Here is a 17,217-nt window from a genome sequence, read left to right on the forward strand (position 1 = left end):
TGCAGACATGACACCCGAAACCGTTATCGACATCCTCCGTGAAGCCCTGTGGATGATTGTACTGCTGGCAAGCCTGATCATCGGCCCCGGCCTGGTCATCGGCCTGGTGGTCAGTACCTTCCAGGCCGCCACCCAGATCAACGAACAGACCCTGAGCTTCCTGCCGCGCCTGCTGATCACCCTGATCACCATCATCGTCGCCGGCCCCTGGATGCTCACCCAGCTTCTTGATCATGCGGAACGGCTGATTACCAGCATTCCCTACCTGATCGGCTGACCGGGCATGCCCACAGAAATACCAGCCGACCTGATTAACCAGTGGATAGGCCAACACCTCTGGCCACTGTTCCGGCTGGCCAGTTTCATGATGGTCATCCCCTTTATCGGCACCCAACTGGTACCCGCCAGGGTCCGGCTGGGCCTGGCCCTGCTCATTACCATCCTGGTGGCGCCGATGATACCCCCGGTACCGCAAGTCGACGCCTTCAGCGCGGATGGGGTCATCATCACCCTGCAGCAGATCCTGATCGGTGTCGGCATGGGCTTCGCCCTGACCGCGTTATTCCAGTTATTCGTCGTCGCTGGTCAGATGATTGCCATGCAAATGGGCCTCGGCTTCGCCTCCATGGTCGACCCGGCCAACGGTGTAAACGTGCCCGTACTGGCACAGATCTACAGCATCACCATCACACTTCTGTACCTGGCCATGAACGGCCACCTGGTGGCTTTCGAAGTCTTCATAGAAAGCTTCCGCACCCTCCCCATCGGCCTTGAAGGCCTGGGGCAGGCGGGTGTTTGGGAACTGGCCCACCGCATCAGCTGGATGTTCGTCTCCGCAGTGCTGCTGGCCCTGCCGGCGGTAACCGCCGTATTCATCGTCAACATCTCCTTCGGCGTCATGACCCGCGCCGCCCCCCAGATGAATATTTTTGCCCTCGGCTTCCCGATTGGCCTGATTTTTGGATTATTTGCCATATGGGTGCTGCACGCCAATTTTCTGCCGCACTTCGAGCAGTACACCAGGGAAACGTTCGAATTCATGCGAAACCTGCAGGGCCAGCCTTAACCGCTAACCACCAACTGACAGGAAAGGTGGTATTGGTTCGGATCTGACACTGTAGTTCGCAGAGGTCGGTGGGGATGGCTATCCAAAACTGTGCGGAGCCATGGATGGCGGAGCTCAAGCGCCACATGGATGTGCCGAAGGAGCGTGTTTTGGATAGCCATCCCCACCGGCCGATACTCCGAATCAAAGAAGACAAAACATGGCCGAAGAAAACGACAACAGCCAGGAGAAAACCGAAGAGGCCACCCCCCGAAGGCTGGAAAAGGCCAAGGAGGATGGCCAGACCGCGCGTTCCAAAGAACTGGCCACCATGGCAGTCCTGCTGGCCGGCGCCGGCGGCCTGCTGGTATTCGGAGCCTCCATGGGCGCCTCCATGGAAAGCATCATGCGGGACAGCTTCACCATAGAGCGCTCCGCTATTTTCGATACCCGCCACATGAGCGTTCAGCTGCTGGCGTCAGCGAAGGAAGCGGCCCTCGCCCTGGCTCCACTGCTGATCGTGCTGCTGATTGCAGCCATCGCCGGCTCCATCGGCATCGGCGGCCTGCTGGTCAGTGGCAAGGCCATCGCACCAAAACTCAATCGCATGGACCCCCTCAAGGGCCTGAAACGCATGTTTTCCCTGCGCTCTCTGATCGAACTGGTCAAAGCCATCCTGAAAGTGGGCCTTGTGATGGCTGTGGCCATTTTGATCCTCAACCTGCGCACGGACGACCTCCTCAGCATCTCGGAAGAGTCTGTCAGGCCCGCCATGGAGCACGTGCTGTGGACCCTGGGCTGGAGCTTTTTCGTCCTCGCCTGCGCCACCATCGTCATTGCTGCGATCGACGTACCTTTCCAGATCTTCGATCACCAGAAAAAGCTGCGCATGACCAAGCAGGAGGTGAAGGACGAGTACAAGGACACCGAAGGCAAGCCGGAAGTGAAAGGCAAGATTCGTCAGCTGCAGCGGGAAATGGCCCAGCGCCGGATGATGCAGGATGTGCCGGGTGCTGATGTGGTGATCACCAACCCGACCCATTACGCGGTGGCGTTGAAGTACGACCAGAAGAAGATGGCGGCGCCCATTGTGGTGGCGAAGGGTTCTGACGAAACGGCCTTCAAGATCATGGAGATTGCCCGGGAACACAAGGTGGATATCCTCCGCACGCCGCCTCTGACCCGGGCGGTTTACCACAACACCGAGGTGGGTGGTGAAATTCCGGATGGCCTGTACATGGCGATTGCCCAGGTTCTTGCCTACGTATTCCAGCTTCGCCAGTTCCGCAAGGGGCGCGGCCAGAAACCCCATGTTCCGGATTTTCCGATTCCTTCGGATTTGCGGCGGGATGTTTAGTGGGGTGTTTGCCTGCTTGTAGCCTTCTGATGGCGGAGGAGGTGGTTCGTCGGGTGGGCTTTCCAAAACACGCTCAAGCACATCCCTGTGGCGCTTGAGCTCCGCCATCCATGGCTCCGCACAGTTTTGGAAAGCCCACCCGACGAACCACGTTCGGCCTCTCAGATAACTCCAAACGTAGGTCGGATTAGCGAAGCGTAATCCGACGCTGTGCCTCGGCCATACAACATTTGTCGGATTACGCTTCGCTAATCCGACCTACAAGTGTGCAGGTCAGGACCGAGCTTCAATAACCCGAACCATGGGATCATGCCGGCTTTCGGGAATCGGAAGGCGACCATAAAAGTCCGCAGGATTGTGGACCGCTACAGAAGGGAACCCGCATGCAGCGAAATGCTCAGCGGCCTGCTGGTCGTTCAGGAAATGAAAGCTGACATCACTCCGGGTAACCGCCCCCAGTAAACCGCCGAGGGACTTCAGCGTTCCTCGCAGCAGCGGCTGGCCTGGCATCAGGTAGCTTTCCGACAGGTAGACCGAGCCCGGGCGCTGTTGCATCAGCTGGGCAAGGCGTTTCCAGAACTCTGAAATGACCGGCAGTGAGAAGTAACTGGTCAGGCCCTCGGTGACGACAACCATGGGTTCGTTGTTGTTGAAAGCTCTTTCCACCACCGCCTCCAGTGCCTGCTCGCCCGACTCCGCCAGAATATCGACAGGCGTGACCTGATGGCGATCGCCCAGGCGACCGGCTACCAGCAACCGTGCAGCTTTGCGGGTGGCCATGCCGGGGAGGTCGGCTTCCACCATGTGGAGCAGGGGGTGTTTGTCCCGCAATCGGATACCCCGGGACGACATGCCACAGGCAATTTCCAGCACCTGGGTGACGCCCCGTTCGAGGGCCTGCTCGATCAGGTGGTCGATAATCAGGTGGCGTTGCAGCAGGAAGGTGCGGATGCTGCCGCCGATGAGGGCCTTGCTGCTGGCTTCGAATGGGGTCATCAGGTGGTAGAGCCAACGGCCCTGGTCGGTGGCGAGTACGTCGTCCGAAAGCCCGTGCCGGTGCCAGACGGCACCGGTATAGAGGGCGGTGAAGCTGATGCCGGAGCTGTCAGCTTTTTTGCTCGGACTTTTGTCAGAGGGTGTCGTGTTCATGGATCTTTTTACCCCACGCCTCGCCACTGCCGGGAAGGACCAGGTTGAGGGCGATGGCCACCACGGCGCACAGGGCGATGCCCTCGATATTGCCTATGGCCATGCCACCAATGCCGAACACCAGGGTGATGGCCACGATGACCAGGTTGCGGGCCTGTGACAGGTCTACCTGGTGGCGGATCAGGGTGTTCAGGCCTACCACCGCAATCGAGCCGAATAACAGGCACAGGATGCCGCCCATGACCGGCGCCGGTATGGTCTGCAGGGCGGCACCGAACTTGCCTACGAAGGCCAGTACGATAGCGATGCAGGCGGCCCAGATCATTACTTTCGGGTTGAAGTTTTTGGTCAGCACCACGGCGCCGGTGACTTCGGAATAGGTGGTGTTGGGCGGGCCACCGAGGGCAGAGGCCGCGCTGGTGGCCAGGCCGTCACCCAGCAGGGTGCGGTGCAGGCCGGGTTTTACCAGGTAGTTTTTGCGGGTAACTGTGCCGATGGCGAGGATGTCGCCGATGTGTTCGATGGCCGGTGCTATCGCAACCGGAATCATGAACAGGATAGCCGCCCAGCTGAACTCCGGTGTCACAAAGTTGGGAACGGCAAACCAGGGCGCTTCGGTGATAGGTGACAGGTCCACGATGCCGGCGATGGCCGAGAGAATGTAACCCACAATGATGCCGAACATGATCGGGATCAGCCGGAAAATGCCGCTGGACCAGACCGCCATGATCACCGTTATCGTCAGGGAGATCATCGCGATCCAGATGGCGGTGTCATAGGGTACCAGTTGCTCGGCGCCATCGCCGGTGCGGCCGGAGGCCATGTGAACGGCGACCGGGGCCAGGCCAAGGCCGATTACCATGATCACCGGGCCAATGACCACCGGGGGCAGCAGGCGGGTAATGAAGCCTGTGCCACGCAGGCGCACAGCGCCACTCAGGACGATGTAGAGAATACCCGCAGCCATCAGGCCACCCAGGGTTTCCTCAAGTCCAAACCGGCTCTTGGCAGCGATGATTGGCGCGATAAACGCAAAGGAAGACGCCAGGAAGATGGGGATCTGGCCGCCGGTGACGATGTGGAAAATCAGGGTGCCAATGCCGGCAGTGAACAGCGCAACGTTGGGGTCCATGCCGGTGATCAGCGGCATCAATACCAGTGCGCCGAAGGCCACCAGTAACATCTGCGAGCCCGCAATGGCCTGTTTCCAGACCGGGTCGTTCAGGTGGTCCTGCATGATCAGACGTCCTTCTGCTTGGTGCCGAAAATCTTGTCGCCGGCATCGCCAAGGCCGGGGAGGATATAGCCTTTCTCGTTCAGCCGCTCGTCAATGGATGCGGTGTAGATGGATACATCCGGGTGCTTTTCCAGCACCTTTTCTATGCCTTCCGGCGCGGCGACCAGCACCAGCGCACGTATTTCCGTACTGCCCGCTTTTTTCAGCAGATCAATGGTGGAAATCATGGAGCCACCCGTGGCCAGCATCGGATCCACAATCATCGCCATACGCTGGTCAAGCTCGCCCACCAGCTTCTCAAGATAGGTGCTGGCTTCGAGGGTTTCTTCATTTCTTACCTGGCCGACAACGCTCACGCGGGCGCCAGGAATCAGGGTCAGTACGCCGTCCAGCATACCCATGCCGGCGCGTAGAATTGGAACAACGGTGATCTTCTTGCCTTGAATCTGTTCGATCTCGACCGGGCCGGCCCAGCCTTCAATGGTTTTCTTCTGCAGCGAGAAATCCTTGGTGGCCTCGTAGGTCAGCAGGGCGCCCACTTCCTGGGCCAGCTCCCGGAAATTCTTGGTGCTGATGTCGGCGCGGCGCATCAGGCCTAGCTTGTGGCGGATCAGCGGGTGTTTCACCTCGTGAATGGGCATGGGCTCACCTTTTTTGCGTTCTGGTCTGTGGCTGAATGCTGAATGTTGGCGCGGCGCAAAGGCCGGCAAATGGCGCAAGGATACCGTATATCGACAGGTCCGTCAGGCATGGTGGAGATAAAAACCCTGAGGGCTGGTACGGATCTTGCGAACACACCTTCAATTGATGCGTCGGCGTCAAAAAAACCACCCGCGAAAGACCGCGGTTAACCGCTTATCGGAGAGTTTCCCGGCATGGACCGAGCGTTTGTCCTCAATAATGTCAAATCCCTGACGCGGGGTAATCTGGGCGTACCCATCATGCTGATGGGACTGCTGGGCATGATGATACTGCCCATGCCGGCATTCATGCTGGACGTGTTTTTTACCTTCAACATCACTCTCTCCATCGTGATATTGCTGGTGTGCGTGTACGCCCTGCGCCCTATGGAATTTGCGTCCTTTCCCACGGTATTGCTGGTGGCCACGCTGCTCAGGTTGGCGCTCAACGTTGCGTCCACCCGGATCGTACTGCTCAATGGCCATGAAGGCGGGGACGCTGCCGGTAAAGTCATCGAATCCTTCGGGGCGGTGCTGATCGGTGGTAACTACGCGGTTGGCCTGGTGGTGTTTGCCATCCTCATGATCATCAACTTCCTAGTGGTTACCAAAGGTGCCGGCCGGGTCTCGGAGGTCAGTGCGCGGTTTACCCTGGATGCCATGCCCGGCAAACAGATGGCCATAGATGCGGATCTCAATGCCGGCCTGATCAACCAGGACGAGGCCAAGCACCGTCGATCCGAGATCGCCCAGGAAGCCGATTTCTACGGGTCCATGGACGGTGCCAGCAAGTTCGTCAAGGGCGACGCCGTCGCCGGCTTGCTGATTCTCGCCATCAACCTGATTGGCGGTATCGCCATCGGTATGGTGCAGCACGGCCTGGATTTTGGTACCGCCACCCAGAACTACGCGCTGTTGACCATTGGTGACGGTCTGGTGGCGCAGATTCCGTCGCTGTTGCTGTCGACGTCTGCCGCCATCATGGTTACCCGCGTAACCTCCAGCCAGGATATGGGTGGGCAGATACTCCAGCAGATGTTCAATGCGCCCAAGGCCCTGGGTATTGCGGCGGTGATTCTGGTCATTCTCGGCCTGATTCCGGGCATGCCTCACATCGCCTTTCTCGGTCTTGGCGCCATTTCCGGTGGCATTGCATGGTATATCTGGCAGCAGGAGCGCCAGACCATTGAGGAAGAGGGGGTGTTTCCGGTCAGGGGCGGCGGCGCAAGACCGACTGGCCGGGATATTCCCTCCGTTGGTGATGGTGGGGACCAGGGTGCCCAGCTTCCGGCGCCGGGTGAGACACGTGAGCTGGGCTGGGATGATGTGGCGACGGTGGACATCGTTGGCCTGGAGGTCGGCTACCGTCTGATTCCCCTGGTGGACAAATCCCAGGGTGGTCAGCTGCTGAGCCGGATCAAGGGTGTGCGCAAGAAGCTCTCCCAGGATATGGGGTTCCTGATGCCCTCGGTTCACATCCGCGACAACCTCGACCTGATGCCCAACGTGTACCGCATTACCCTGATGGGCGTGACCATCGCCGAGGCCGAAATCCATCCGGACCGGGAGCTGGCCATCGATCCCGGCCAGGTGTTTGGCAAGATCGAAGGTATTGAGGGCAAGGACCCCGCCTTTGGTCTGGATGCCAGCTGGATAGAGCCGGACAAGAAGGACCAGGCGCAGACCCTGGGCTATACCGTGGTGGATGCCAGTACCGTAGTGGCCACACACCTCAACCAGATCCTCCAGAAGCACGCCCATGAATTGCTGGGTCACGAGGAGGTCCAGAAATGGCTGGATCAGCTTGAAAAGGTGTCTCCGAAGCTGGCGGAAGAGCTGGTTCCCACCACCGTCTCCATCAGCCTGCTGTTGAAAGTGCTGCAGAGCCTGTTGAAGGAAGAGGTGCCAATCCGCGATATGCGCTCGATCGCCGAGGCCATCGTGAACGTACATCCGAAGAGCCAGGACCCGAAACTGCTGACCACGGTTGCCCGTCAGTCCCTGCGCCGGATGATTGTCCAGAGCATCTGTGGCAACGATTCCGAAATCCCGGTGATCACGCTGGATCCAGACCTGGAACAGTTATTGCTAAAGTCCATGCAGCAGAGTCAACAATCCGGCGGTCAGGAAGACATCGGGCTGGTGCTGGAACCGAATATGGTCGAGAAGCTCCAGCGTTCACTCCAGGACAGCGTCCAGCGCCAGGAGATGCTGGGCAAGCCGGCGATACTGCTGGTGTCCGGGCCGCTACGGCCGGTACTGGCAAAGTTTGCAAGTTTCGGGGTTGAGCGATTGCACGTGTTGTCGTACCAGGAAATACCGGATAACAAACAGATCACCATTGTGGCATCCGTTGGCCAGTAAAGGCCGCGGACGGCAAGGCGGAAGGCGCCACACAGCGCTGACCGGGGAGGAAGAGTCATCATGAAAGTAAAACGGTTTTTTGCCCAGAGCATGGCAGAGGCGCTGCGCCAGGTGCGGGACCAGATGGGCCCCGATGCAGTGATTCTGTCCAATCGTCGTGTGGATGGTGGCGTCGAAATTGTGACAGCGCTGGATTATGACGAAAATATGGCGCGCCAACGGTTGGGAGATGCAGCCCGGGAAGCCACCAATGGATCCCGGCTGGCAGAACTCCAGGCGGAACAGCACCGCCGCCTGGAGGATGAGCTTGGCCGTTCCCGTGAGCGAATCCGCGAAGTCCGGGAAAAGCGCTCAGGGGCGGGCAGCCGCAATAATGGCTCGGATCAGGGTTATGCCAGTCTGGCGGCCGATGCTTTTGGCGGCAGCGAATTAACGGTGGAAGAGCCTGTTAGCGTGAACCCGGGCTATTCCGGTGAGCTGGCCCAGATGCGCGCTGAAATCAGCTCTCTCAGAGACCTGGTCGGTGCCCGTCGAGCGGCGGCCGAGCCTGAAAAAACGGCAGTGAATGCGGTGCAGCAACGGTTGGCGGAACGGCTGCAGGAATTCGGTCTGGGCCAGGAGCTTGCCGGTTCACTGTCCCGTCGCCACCGTGCCGGGCGTCTTGAAGATGGCTGGAAACAGTCGCTGAAAATGCTGGCAGCCGGCGTAAAAACCTCCCGGGCCGAGTGGCCCGAGGAGGGTGGCGTCTATGCCCTGGTGGGCCCCACAGGCTCTGGCAAGACCACCACCATCGGTAAGCTTGCGGCCCATTATGTACTGCGCCACGGAGCCGATTCCCTGGCATTGGTGACCACGGATCGCTACAGGGTGGCTGCCCACGAGCAACTGTTCGTGTTCGGGCGCATTCTGAATGTCCCGGTGCGGGTAGTGGATGAGACCCATTCACTGGATGATATTCTCGACGAATTGTCGGACCGCCACCTTGTGCTGATCGACACTGCAGGCCTGACCAGTACCGATAAAGGGTACGAGGAGCAACTCACGGAACTGGCCCGCAGTCATCACAATATTCGCACCCATCTGGTGGTTTCTGCGACCAGTCAGCCACGCATCATGAAATCCGTCTGGCATTGCTATAAGATGGCAAATCTCACAGGGTGTGTGATGACAAAAATTGATGAAGCACTGACCCTGGGAGAATCGCTGGGATTTGTTATGGAAACGGGATTGCCGGTTGCCTATTACACTGACGGCCAGAAGATCCCTGAAGACCTGCACCACGCCGAACCCATTCCGCTGGTGCGGCTGGCCGTGGAGAGGCTGAAAAAACTCCAGCAGCAAGAGGCGGTCGCTGTTTAATAACAACACAGCCTGTGGTTCAACGTGGCAAGAGATCAGAATCAGTATGAGCAAACCACATCCGGTACAGGTGATTGCGATTTCCGGCGGGAAGGGGGGCGTTGGCAAGAGTAACGTTGCGGTGAACCTCGGCATCGCCCTTTCGCAGAAAGGGCGGCGTGTCGTGCTGCTTGATGCCGATCTTGGTCTTGGCAATATTGACGTTTTGCTGGGGATTACCGCCAACCGGAACATCCAGGATGTTATTGCCGGTGACTGCGACCTGCGCGATGTGCTGGTCAGCGGTCCTGGCGGAATCAGGATTGTGCCAGCTTCCTCCGGTACCCAGCGCATGACCCAGCTGTCCTCGCTCGAGCACGCCGGGCTGATCAATGCCTTCAGCGAACTGGGCGACCAGATTGACGTTCTGATTGTGGATACCGCGGCCGGTATTTCCGATTCTGTGGTCAGCTTCCTGCGAGCCTCCCAGGAGTTGTTGCTGGTCGTATGCGATGAACCCACCTCCATCACCGACGCTTACGCCCTGATCAAACTGATGAACCGTGATTACGGCACTAACCGCTTCCGCATTCTGGCAAATCAGGTGCGTAACGAGCAGGAAGGCCGCCATCTGTTTGAAAAACTGACCAGAGTGACCGAGCGGTTTCTGGATGTAGCACTACAATATGTGGGTATAGTGCCTTACGACGAGGCCGTAAAAAAGGCGGTTCAACGCCAGCGCGCTGTGCTTGATGCCTATCCCCGTGCCAAGGCATCGCTTGCCATCAAGAGCCTGGCGGATAAAGTCGACAACTGGCCATTACCACAATCGCCCCGGGGGCATCTGGAATTTTTTGTGGAGCGGCTCGTCGAAGTCTGATTTTGATCCTTCACTGAAAAGCCGGATACATGACATTGGCGAAAGAACTTGGAATCTACCACCGGACCGGCACGCAGGGGCCCTCACAGCTTGTTGAGGAGCAGGCGCCGCTGGTCAAGAAAATCGCACTTCACCTGATGGCCCGGTTGCCGGCTTCGGTCCAGCTTGAGGACCTTATGCAGGCTGGTATGATCGGTTTGCTGGAAGCGGCCCAACGTTACAGCTCCACCAAGGGGGCTACCTTTGAAACCTATGCAGGCATCCGGATCCGCGGTGCCATGGTGGATGAGATCCGTAAGGGGGACTGGGTTCCCCGCTCCGTGCACAGAAACTCCCGCCGTATTGCCAAAGCTATCAAGGCCGTCGAGGACCGCTTGGGTCGTGAAGCCCTGGACTGGGAAGTCGCCGAGGAACTCGGCCAGAGCCTTGATGAATACCACTCCTCACTGAGCGATGCCAACAGTGGCCGACTTTTTAGCCTCGATGAGCTCAATGAATCCGGCGACCTGCCGATAAACGAAGCAGAGACCAGTGATAACCCACTGGAAGGCCTGACATCGGACAACTTCCGGAAGAACCTGGCCGCGGCCATTGGCGATCTGCCAGAGCGCGAGAAACTGGTGCTTGGTCTGTACTACCAGGAAGAACTGAACCTCAAGGAAATTGGCGCAGTTCTGGGTGTCAGCGAAAGCCGGGTGAGCCAGATCCACAGCCAGGCGGCACTTCGATTGCGGGGTCGGCTCTCCGACTGGAAGCAGTGAGCTCTGCCCGGTCACAGTCGTGGTGCAGCGTTGCAAAGCATTCTTTACTGTAGCCTTTTGGTAACCGGTGCTTTACAACCGGGCCAAAGGCAACACAATAAGCGGTAAATCTGCCGGCTTGCTGGACTGAGAGCCGGAAGCCAAAAACGAATTCCGGGCGTTTTATACTGGAGGTCCCATTGGACAAAAACATGAAAATCCTGATCGTGGATGATTTCTCCACCATGCGACGGATCATCAAGAACCTGCTTCGCGATCTTGGCTTTACCAACACCGATGAAGCGGATGATGGCAATACCGCACTGCCCATGCTCCGCAGTGGAAAATACGATTTTCTGGTTACCGACTGGAACATGCCGGGCATGTCCGGGCTGGACCTGCTCAAGGAAGTCAGGGCTGATGAGAACCTCAAGACCCTGCCGGTGCTCATGGTAACGGCCGAAGCCAAGCGGGATCAGATTGTGGCGGCGGCGCAGGCCGGGGTGAATGGCTACGTGGTCAAGCCGTTCACTGCAGCGGTCCTCAAGGAGAAGATTGAGAAGATCTTCGAGCGAATCCAGTAATCAGAGGTCGGACGGGCTCCCATGAGCGAAAATGACAAGAACCACCAGGGCCTCGACCCGGAGATTACGGAAAAGCTCCGTAGCCAGGCCGCTGAACTGGCTGAACAGGTCAATGCCGGAGAGTATGCCCGGGCCATGACCCTGATCAATGAGCTCAGCGAGGTAAGGGATCAGAGTCTGTACCGCGAGGTTGGCCGGCTGACCCGCAGCCTCCATGAGGCAATTCGCAACTTTCATGTCGATCCGCGTAATGATGAACAGTCCGAAGCGCTGTCAAAAATGACCGACGCGTCGGACCGCCTGGAATACGTGGTCCAGATGACGGGAAAGGCGGCTAACCGCACCATGGACCTGGTGGAAGAAGCCATGCCCCGGGCCAGCGCCATTCGTGATGAAGCGGCAGAGTTGAGGGACGAGTGGCAGAGGCTGCGCCGCCGTGAGATGGCGCCGGCAGAATTCCGCGAACTCTATGCCCGGATAGATACCTTTTTTGTCAGCCTCAATACCGATGCCGGCGCCATGTACGAGAACCTGTCGGAAATACTGCTGGCCCAGGATTTTCAGGACCTGACCGGCCAGGTCATCCAGAAGGTCACCACACTGGTCAAAGAGGTGGAGGAACATCTGCTGAGCCTGGTGGTGATGGCCAGCCATGTGGACCAGATGACCGGCACCGTGCACGAACTGGATGAGAAGGAAAAAGTATCGGCGGAGCAGGGTGTGGGGCCGCAGATAAAAGCCGAAGAGCGCGAAGATGTTGTATCGGGCCAGGACGATGTTGATGATCTTCTGTCCAGTCTTGGTTTCTGAGTAAAAGAGGGTAACCCATGGCGTTTGATGCCGATGAAGAGATCCTGCAGGACTTCCTTGTTGAAGCAGGCGAGATACTCGAAAAGCTGTCAGAGCAGCTTGTCGACCTTGAGCAACATCCGGATGACAGTGATCTGCTCAACGCCATTTTCCGTGGTTTTCATACGGTAAAAGGCGGTGCCGGCTTCCTTCAGTTGGATGCCCTGGTCCGCTGCTGCCATTCCGCGGAGAACGTGTTTGATATCCTGCGCAATCACAAGCGCAAGGTGGACTCTGAGCTGATGGACGTGGTGCTGGAAGTGCTGGACCATGTCAACGCCATGTTCGAACAGGTTCGTCACCATGAAGAACTGACGCCCGCTCCCGACGAACTGATTGCCGCCCTGGATGCGCTGGCGAAACCTGCGGGAGCAGCAGCCCCGGCAGCAAGCGCAGCGGCAGAGCCGGCAGAACCAGCGACGGAAGCAGGCTCAAGCGACGATAACGGTGATATCACCGACGACGAATTCGAACAACTGCTGGATGCCCTTGAAGACGAGAAAAACAGCGCCCCGGCCACATCCGGGGGAGGCAGCCCGTCTGCCGGCGGTGATGACGAAATCTCCGATGATGAATTTGAAGCACTGCTGGATCAGCTCCATGGCAAGGGCCAGTTCGCCGGCCCGCCAGAAACGGGTAAAGCTGATGATCAAGAGCCGGAGAAGCCTGAAGATGCCGGCAATAATGACGGTGAGGATCTGATTTCCGACGACGAGTTCGAGAAGCTGCTGGACGATCTGCACGGTAAGGGGGGTAGCCCCACGGCAGAAACTTCGGGCGCCGCTGAAGCCCCTGCCGACAAAAAACCGGCAGCCAGACCAGCCAGCACAAAGCCTGACAAATCGTCCGATAATTCTGACAAGCCGCAGGCAGAAGGCAAGGCCGGTGCCACGTCAGCCGCGCCCGCGATGCCATCCCGGGAGGCAAATGCTCCGGTCGCCGAGACCTCGGTACGGGTCGATACCAAGCGCCTTGATGACATCATGAACATGGTGGGTGAGCTGGTGCTGGTGCGTAACCGCCTGCAGCGCCTGGGTGCGCAGAGCGAAGACGAGCACATGCACAAGGCTGTCTCCAATCTGGATGTGGTCACCACGGACCTTCAGTCTGCCGTGATGGCAACGCGAATGCAGCCCATCAAGAAAGTGTTTGGTCGCTTCCCGCGGGTGGTTCGTGATCTGGCGCGGAGTCTCAAGAAGGAAATCAATCTTGAGATGCACGGCGAAGACACCGACCTGGACAAGAATCTCGTGGAGGCACTGTCCGATCCTCTGGTCCACCTGGTGCGCAACTCGGTTGACCATGGCATTGAAGCCCCCGATGTCCGTGAAAAAGCCGGGAAACCTCGGCAGGGTAAAGTAACTCTCTCCGCTGAGCAGGAGGGTGACCATATCCTGTTGTTTATCGAAGACGATGGCGCCGGTATGGACCCGGACGTGTTGCGGCGCAAAGCCGTTGAAAAGGGCATCTATGAAAAGGATGCTGCAGACCGGCTGACAAACGCAGAGTGCTACAACCTGATTTTTGCCGCCGGTTTTTCCACCAAGGACCAGATCTCCGATGTCTCCGGGCGTGGCGTTGGCATGGACGTGGTCAAGACCAAGATCGGGCAGCTCAACGGTCAGCTGAGTGTCGAATCCGAGCTGGGCAAAGGCTCGCGCATCGTCATCAAGGTACCGCTGACGCTGGCCATCATGCCCACCCTGATGATCATGCTCGGGGACCAGTCCTTCGCCTTGCCCCTGGTGAACGTGGTGGAGATTTTCCACCTGGATCTGAGCAAAAAGAACATCGTTGACGGCCGTGAATGTATTGTGGTCCGCGACAAGGTCTTCCCGTTGTTCCACATCAAGCGGTGGCTGGTGAAAGGCGCGGCGGGAGAGCCGGAGCCGGAGAACGCCCACGTGGTGATTGTCGCCATGGGCACCCGCCGCGTTGGCTTTGTGGTGGACCAGCTTGTTGGCCAGGAAGAGGTGGTAATCAAGCCTCTTGGCCGGGCCCTGCAGGGAACACCGGGTATGGCGGGTGCAACCATCACCGGTGACGGCCGTATTGCACTCATAATTGACGTTCCAAGCCTGCTGCAGAACTACGGCTGACCGTTTTTAGGCCGCCGTTTTGCAGCAGACCCGGATTTAGGAGAAATGGATGACGGTTTCTGTCCTGGTCGTTGATGATTCAGGGTTCTTCCGCAAACGACTGACGGAAATCCTGACCGCGTCCGGTCAGATCAAGGTAGTAGGCGCCGCTACAAACGGCCGCGAGGGCGTAGAGCTTGCTGCAAAGCTGCGCCCCGACGTTATCACCATGGACTACGAAATGCCGGTGATGGACGGAATCTCTGCGGTGCGGGAAATCATGAAGCAACACCCCACGCCGGTGCTGATGTTTTCGTCGCTGACCTACGAGGGCGCGCGGGTTACCCTGGATGCGCTGGAAGCCGGCGCTGTGGATTTTCTGCCCAAGAATTTCGAGGAAATTGCCAGAGACTCCAGCCAGCTGCAGAAGATACTGATCGATCGCATAATGGATGTGGCAGGCAGTCGGCCGGGGGCAAAATCCGCTCCGTCGCCTGCTGCCCCCCCGGTGTCGCGTCCTGCTGCAAAAGAACGCGCAGCACCTGTCAGTTCCCGTCCTGAGCGTGGTCGTGAAGCCCCACGGCCGGCACCGGAGCCGCAAACGCCCGCCCGGAACTCCTCCAGCCGCCGCGGATCCGCCAAGCATTACAGTGTGGTGGCCATTGGCACCTCGACCGGTGGCCCGGTTGCGCTTCAGCGTGTGCTGACAGCACTGCCGGCAGGCTTTCCGGCGCCGCTGGTACTGATCCAGCACATGCCCGCAAGTTTCACCCCCGCCTTCGCTGAACGGTTGAATAAGCTCTGTCAGATTGAGGTTCGCCAGGCTGTCGATGGCGACATGCTGAAACCGGGGCTGGCTCTGCTGGCGCCTGGTGGCAAGCAGATGATGATCGAAAACCGTGGTGGTCAGGGCCGGATACGTATCCTTCCCGGTGATGACCGTCTTAATTACAAGCCCTGTGTGGACGTCACCTTTGGTTCGCTGGCGCGTAGCTTCCCGGGCAAGACGCTGGGGGTGATTCTTACCGGCATGGGAGCGGATGGCAAGGAAGGCTGCCGGCTGATGAAGCAGAGCGGCTCCGATATCTGGTCGCAGGATGAGAAAACGTCGGTGATTTATGGCATGCCCATGGCGGTAGCCAGGGCCGGCCTGACGGACGAGGTCCTCGCCCTCGAGGACGTCGGCCCCCGCCTGGTTGAAGGGGTGAGCTGATGGATATTCTCAGCCTGTTGGGGGTTATTCTTGCGTTTGTGGCCATCCTTGGTGGAAACCTGCTGGAAGGCGGCGCAATCAGTTCCCTGTTCAACGGCCCGGCGGCGTTGATTGTTATCGGCGGAACAGTCGCAGCGACGATCCTCCAGACCTCCTGGCCGCTGCTGAAGCGGGCCTGTTCCCAGGCGCGGTGGGTGTTCTTTCCGCCCTATGTCAGCCTGGAAGACGGCATTGGCAAGGTCATTGACTGGAGCGTGAAAGCCCGCAAACAGGGGCTTTTGGGGCTGGAAGGACTGGCGGAGAAAGAATCCGAGCGTTTTGCCCGCAAGGGGCTGCAACTGCTGGTGGATGGTGCCGAAACCGAAACCATCCGCAGCATCATGGAAGTGGATCTGGAATCCCGGGAACAACGGGACCTGGAGTCCGCGCGGGTATTTGAGGCCATGGGGGGCTATTCCCCGACCATCGGCATCATTGGCGCGGTGATGGGGCTGATCCAGGTGATGACCAACCTGGAGGACCCCCAGTCACTCGGTAGCGGTATTGCGACGGCTTTCGTCGCCACCATCTACGGTGTGGCACTGGCCAACCTGTTTTTCTTCCCGGTTGCCAACAAATTGCGGGGCATCCTGCGGGAACGCACCCGTTATGAAGACATGATGATCGACGGCATCATAGCCATTGCCGAAGGTGAGAACCCCAAGTCCATCGAACTGCGGCTGCGGGGCTTCCTGTGAGACGTCGCAGGCGCCAGGACGATGATCTTCACAACAAGGAACGTTGGCTGATTTCCTACGCCGACTTCATTACCCTGCTGTTCGCATTCTTCGTGGTGATGTATTCCGTGTCCTCGGTGAACGAGGGCAAGTACAAGGTACTGTCGGAAACCCTGACCGGTGTCTTCAACGCGCCCCAGCGCTCCTTCCAGCCCATTGAAGTGGGTGACCAGCCACGCCGCTCAACGCCTCAGGCGGCCGAAGATGTGATTGATCCCCCGGTCACTGAAGCCCCGCAGAATCCCTCGATGAGCGAGCAGGGGCGTACCGAGGCACTTCGTGCCATGGCCGACCAGCTTGCCCTGGAATTTGATGAGCTGATAAACCAGGGCGTGGTGACGCTCGAAACCAGTGATGATTGGCTGGAACTGAGCTTACGTAACAGTCTGCTGTTTGGCAGCGGTGATGCAGAACCCCATTACGACGCTTTTGAGATGGTGGAAAAAATTGCCGGCGTGCTGCGAAACCGCGACAACGCCATCCGGGTGGAAGGCTTTACCGACAATCTCCCGATACGAACCAATGCCTTCCCTTCAAACTGGGAGCTTTCGGCTGCCAGGGCAGCTGCCATCGTACGCATGCTGTCGATGGAGGGGGTGGAATCCGAACGGCTGGCGGCCGTGGGCTACGGTGAATATCAGCCCGTGGCCCGCAACGACACCGAAGAGGGAAGGCGGCGCAATCGCCGCGTGGTATTGCTGGTTTCCCGGGACGCCAGTATCCGCGGTGCCATGCGATAAGCACTTTGCACTCAGCCACTTGCCGGTTGTTGACGGAAGGTCCCTATAGGCAAGTTGGCATAATATCTGTATTAACTCCGCTACATCTTTAATGCCGGCAAACCCTTGCCGAATTGTTTTCAAGTTGAGCGGATGACGGCCGATAACTCCTTACGGTTTCCGGCGTTTCCGGGCCTGATATTTCTGG

The 17,217-nt window shown here is 58.7% G+C and carries 16 protein-coding genes; 13 read left to right on the forward strand and 3 right to left on the reverse strand.

Going from position 1 to position 17,217, the window contains the following annotated elements:
• The first annotated feature begins 7 nt into the window (after positions 1–7).
• The 3 genes from fliQ to flhB all read left to right on the forward strand — a co-directional run bounded on the left by fliQ (position 8) and on the right by flhB (position 2,402).
• Complete coding sequence (gene fliQ, locus QPL94_RS10185) at positions 8–277, forward strand: flagellar biosynthesis protein FliQ (protein WP_150987977.1); 270 nt, start codon at positions 8–10, stop codon at positions 275–277.
• A gap of 6 nt (positions 278–283) precedes the next feature.
• Complete coding sequence (fliR, locus tag QPL94_RS10190) at positions 284–1,066, forward strand: flagellar biosynthetic protein FliR (RefSeq protein WP_285357150.1); 783 nt, start codon at positions 284–286, stop codon at positions 1,064–1,066.
• 199 nt (positions 1,067–1,265) lie between these two features.
• Positions 1,266–2,402, forward strand: a complete 1,137-nt coding sequence (gene flhB / locus QPL94_RS10195) for a flagellar biosynthesis protein FlhB (RefSeq protein WP_285357151.1) — start codon at positions 1,266–1,268, stop codon at positions 2,400–2,402.
• 273 nt (positions 2,403–2,675) lie between these two features.
• On the opposite strand, the gene QPL94_RS10200 is transcribed toward flhB, so the two are convergent.
• Genes QPL94_RS10200 through upp form a run of 3 tightly spaced genes read right to left on the reverse strand, consistent with a single transcriptional unit; the run spans position 2,676 to position 5,429 of the window.
• Complete coding sequence (locus tag QPL94_RS10200; protein WP_285357152.1) at positions 2,676–3,551, reverse strand: class I SAM-dependent methyltransferase; 876 nt, start codon at positions 3,549–3,551, stop codon at positions 2,676–2,678.
• Positions 3,532–4,788, reverse strand: coding sequence for a uracil-xanthine permease family protein (locus QPL94_RS10205; RefSeq protein ID WP_285357153.1), 1,257 nt, complete (start codon positions 4,786–4,788; stop codon positions 3,532–3,534). The genes QPL94_RS10200 and QPL94_RS10205 overlap by 20 nt, the downstream gene beginning before the upstream one ends.
• Before the next feature lie 2 nt (positions 4,789–4,790).
• Positions 4,791–5,429 (reverse strand): uracil phosphoribosyltransferase, encoded by a 639-nt coding sequence (gene upp, locus QPL94_RS10210; protein WP_137434967.1) that lies wholly within the window; start codon positions 5,427–5,429, stop codon positions 4,791–4,793.
• Positions 5,430–5,663: 234 nt separating this feature from the next.
• Between upp and flhA the strand changes: the two genes are divergently transcribed.
• From flhA to motD, 10 genes are all read left to right on the forward strand, one after another.
• The gene (gene flhA, locus QPL94_RS10215; protein ID WP_285357154.1) at positions 5,664–7,832 is read left to right on the forward strand and encodes a flagellar biosynthesis protein FlhA; all 2,169 of its coding nucleotides are present in this window, start codon (positions 5,664–5,666) and stop codon (positions 7,830–7,832) included.
• A 60-nt stretch (positions 7,833–7,892) separates the two neighbouring features.
• Positions 7,893–9,191, forward strand: coding sequence for a flagellar biosynthesis GTPase FlhF (gene flhF / locus QPL94_RS10220; RefSeq protein WP_285357155.1), 1,299 nt, complete (start codon positions 7,893–7,895; stop codon positions 9,189–9,191).
• A 46-nt stretch (positions 9,192–9,237) separates the two neighbouring features.
• Positions 9,238–10,050, forward strand: a complete 813-nt coding sequence (locus tag QPL94_RS10225; protein ID WP_137434964.1) for a MinD/ParA family protein — start codon at positions 9,238–9,240, stop codon at positions 10,048–10,050.
• A 29-nt stretch (positions 10,051–10,079) separates the two neighbouring features.
• The gene (locus QPL94_RS10230; RefSeq protein WP_285357156.1) at positions 10,080–10,811 is read left to right on the forward strand and encodes an RNA polymerase sigma factor FliA; all 732 of its coding nucleotides are present in this window, start codon (positions 10,080–10,082) and stop codon (positions 10,809–10,811) included.
• A gap of 179 nt (positions 10,812–10,990) precedes the next feature.
• Entirely contained in the window at positions 10,991–11,374 is a 384-nt protein-coding gene (gene cheY / locus QPL94_RS10235) for a chemotaxis response regulator CheY (RefSeq protein WP_114613228.1), read from the forward strand.
• Between the two features lie 21 nt (positions 11,375–11,395).
• Positions 11,396–12,184, forward strand: coding sequence for a protein phosphatase CheZ (locus QPL94_RS10240; protein WP_285357158.1), 789 nt, complete (start codon positions 11,396–11,398; stop codon positions 12,182–12,184).
• 17 nt (positions 12,185–12,201) lie between these two features.
• Positions 12,202–14,322 (forward strand): chemotaxis protein CheA, encoded by a 2,121-nt coding sequence (locus QPL94_RS10245; protein WP_285357159.1) that lies wholly within the window; start codon positions 12,202–12,204, stop codon positions 14,320–14,322.
• A gap of 49 nt (positions 14,323–14,371) precedes the next feature.
• Positions 14,372–15,514: a protein-glutamate methylesterase/protein-glutamine glutaminase gene (locus tag QPL94_RS10250; RefSeq protein ID WP_285357160.1), complete on the forward strand. Its 1,143-nt coding sequence runs from the start codon at positions 14,372–14,374 to the stop codon at positions 15,512–15,514.
• Positions 15,514–16,251, forward strand: coding sequence for a flagellar motor protein (locus tag QPL94_RS10255; protein WP_285357162.1), 738 nt, complete (start codon positions 15,514–15,516; stop codon positions 16,249–16,251). Before QPL94_RS10250 ends, QPL94_RS10255 begins: the two co-directional genes overlap by 1 nt.
• Positions 16,248–17,030: a flagellar motor protein MotD gene (gene motD / locus QPL94_RS10260; RefSeq protein ID WP_285357163.1), complete on the forward strand. Its 783-nt coding sequence runs from the start codon at positions 16,248–16,250 to the stop codon at positions 17,028–17,030. Before QPL94_RS10255 ends, motD begins: the two co-directional genes overlap by 4 nt.
• Positions 17,031–17,217 lie beyond the last annotated feature (187 nt).

The organism is Marinobacter sp. SS13-12 (assembly GCF_030227115.1).
GTDB lineage: Bacteria > Pseudomonadota > Gammaproteobacteria > Pseudomonadales > Oleiphilaceae > Marinobacter.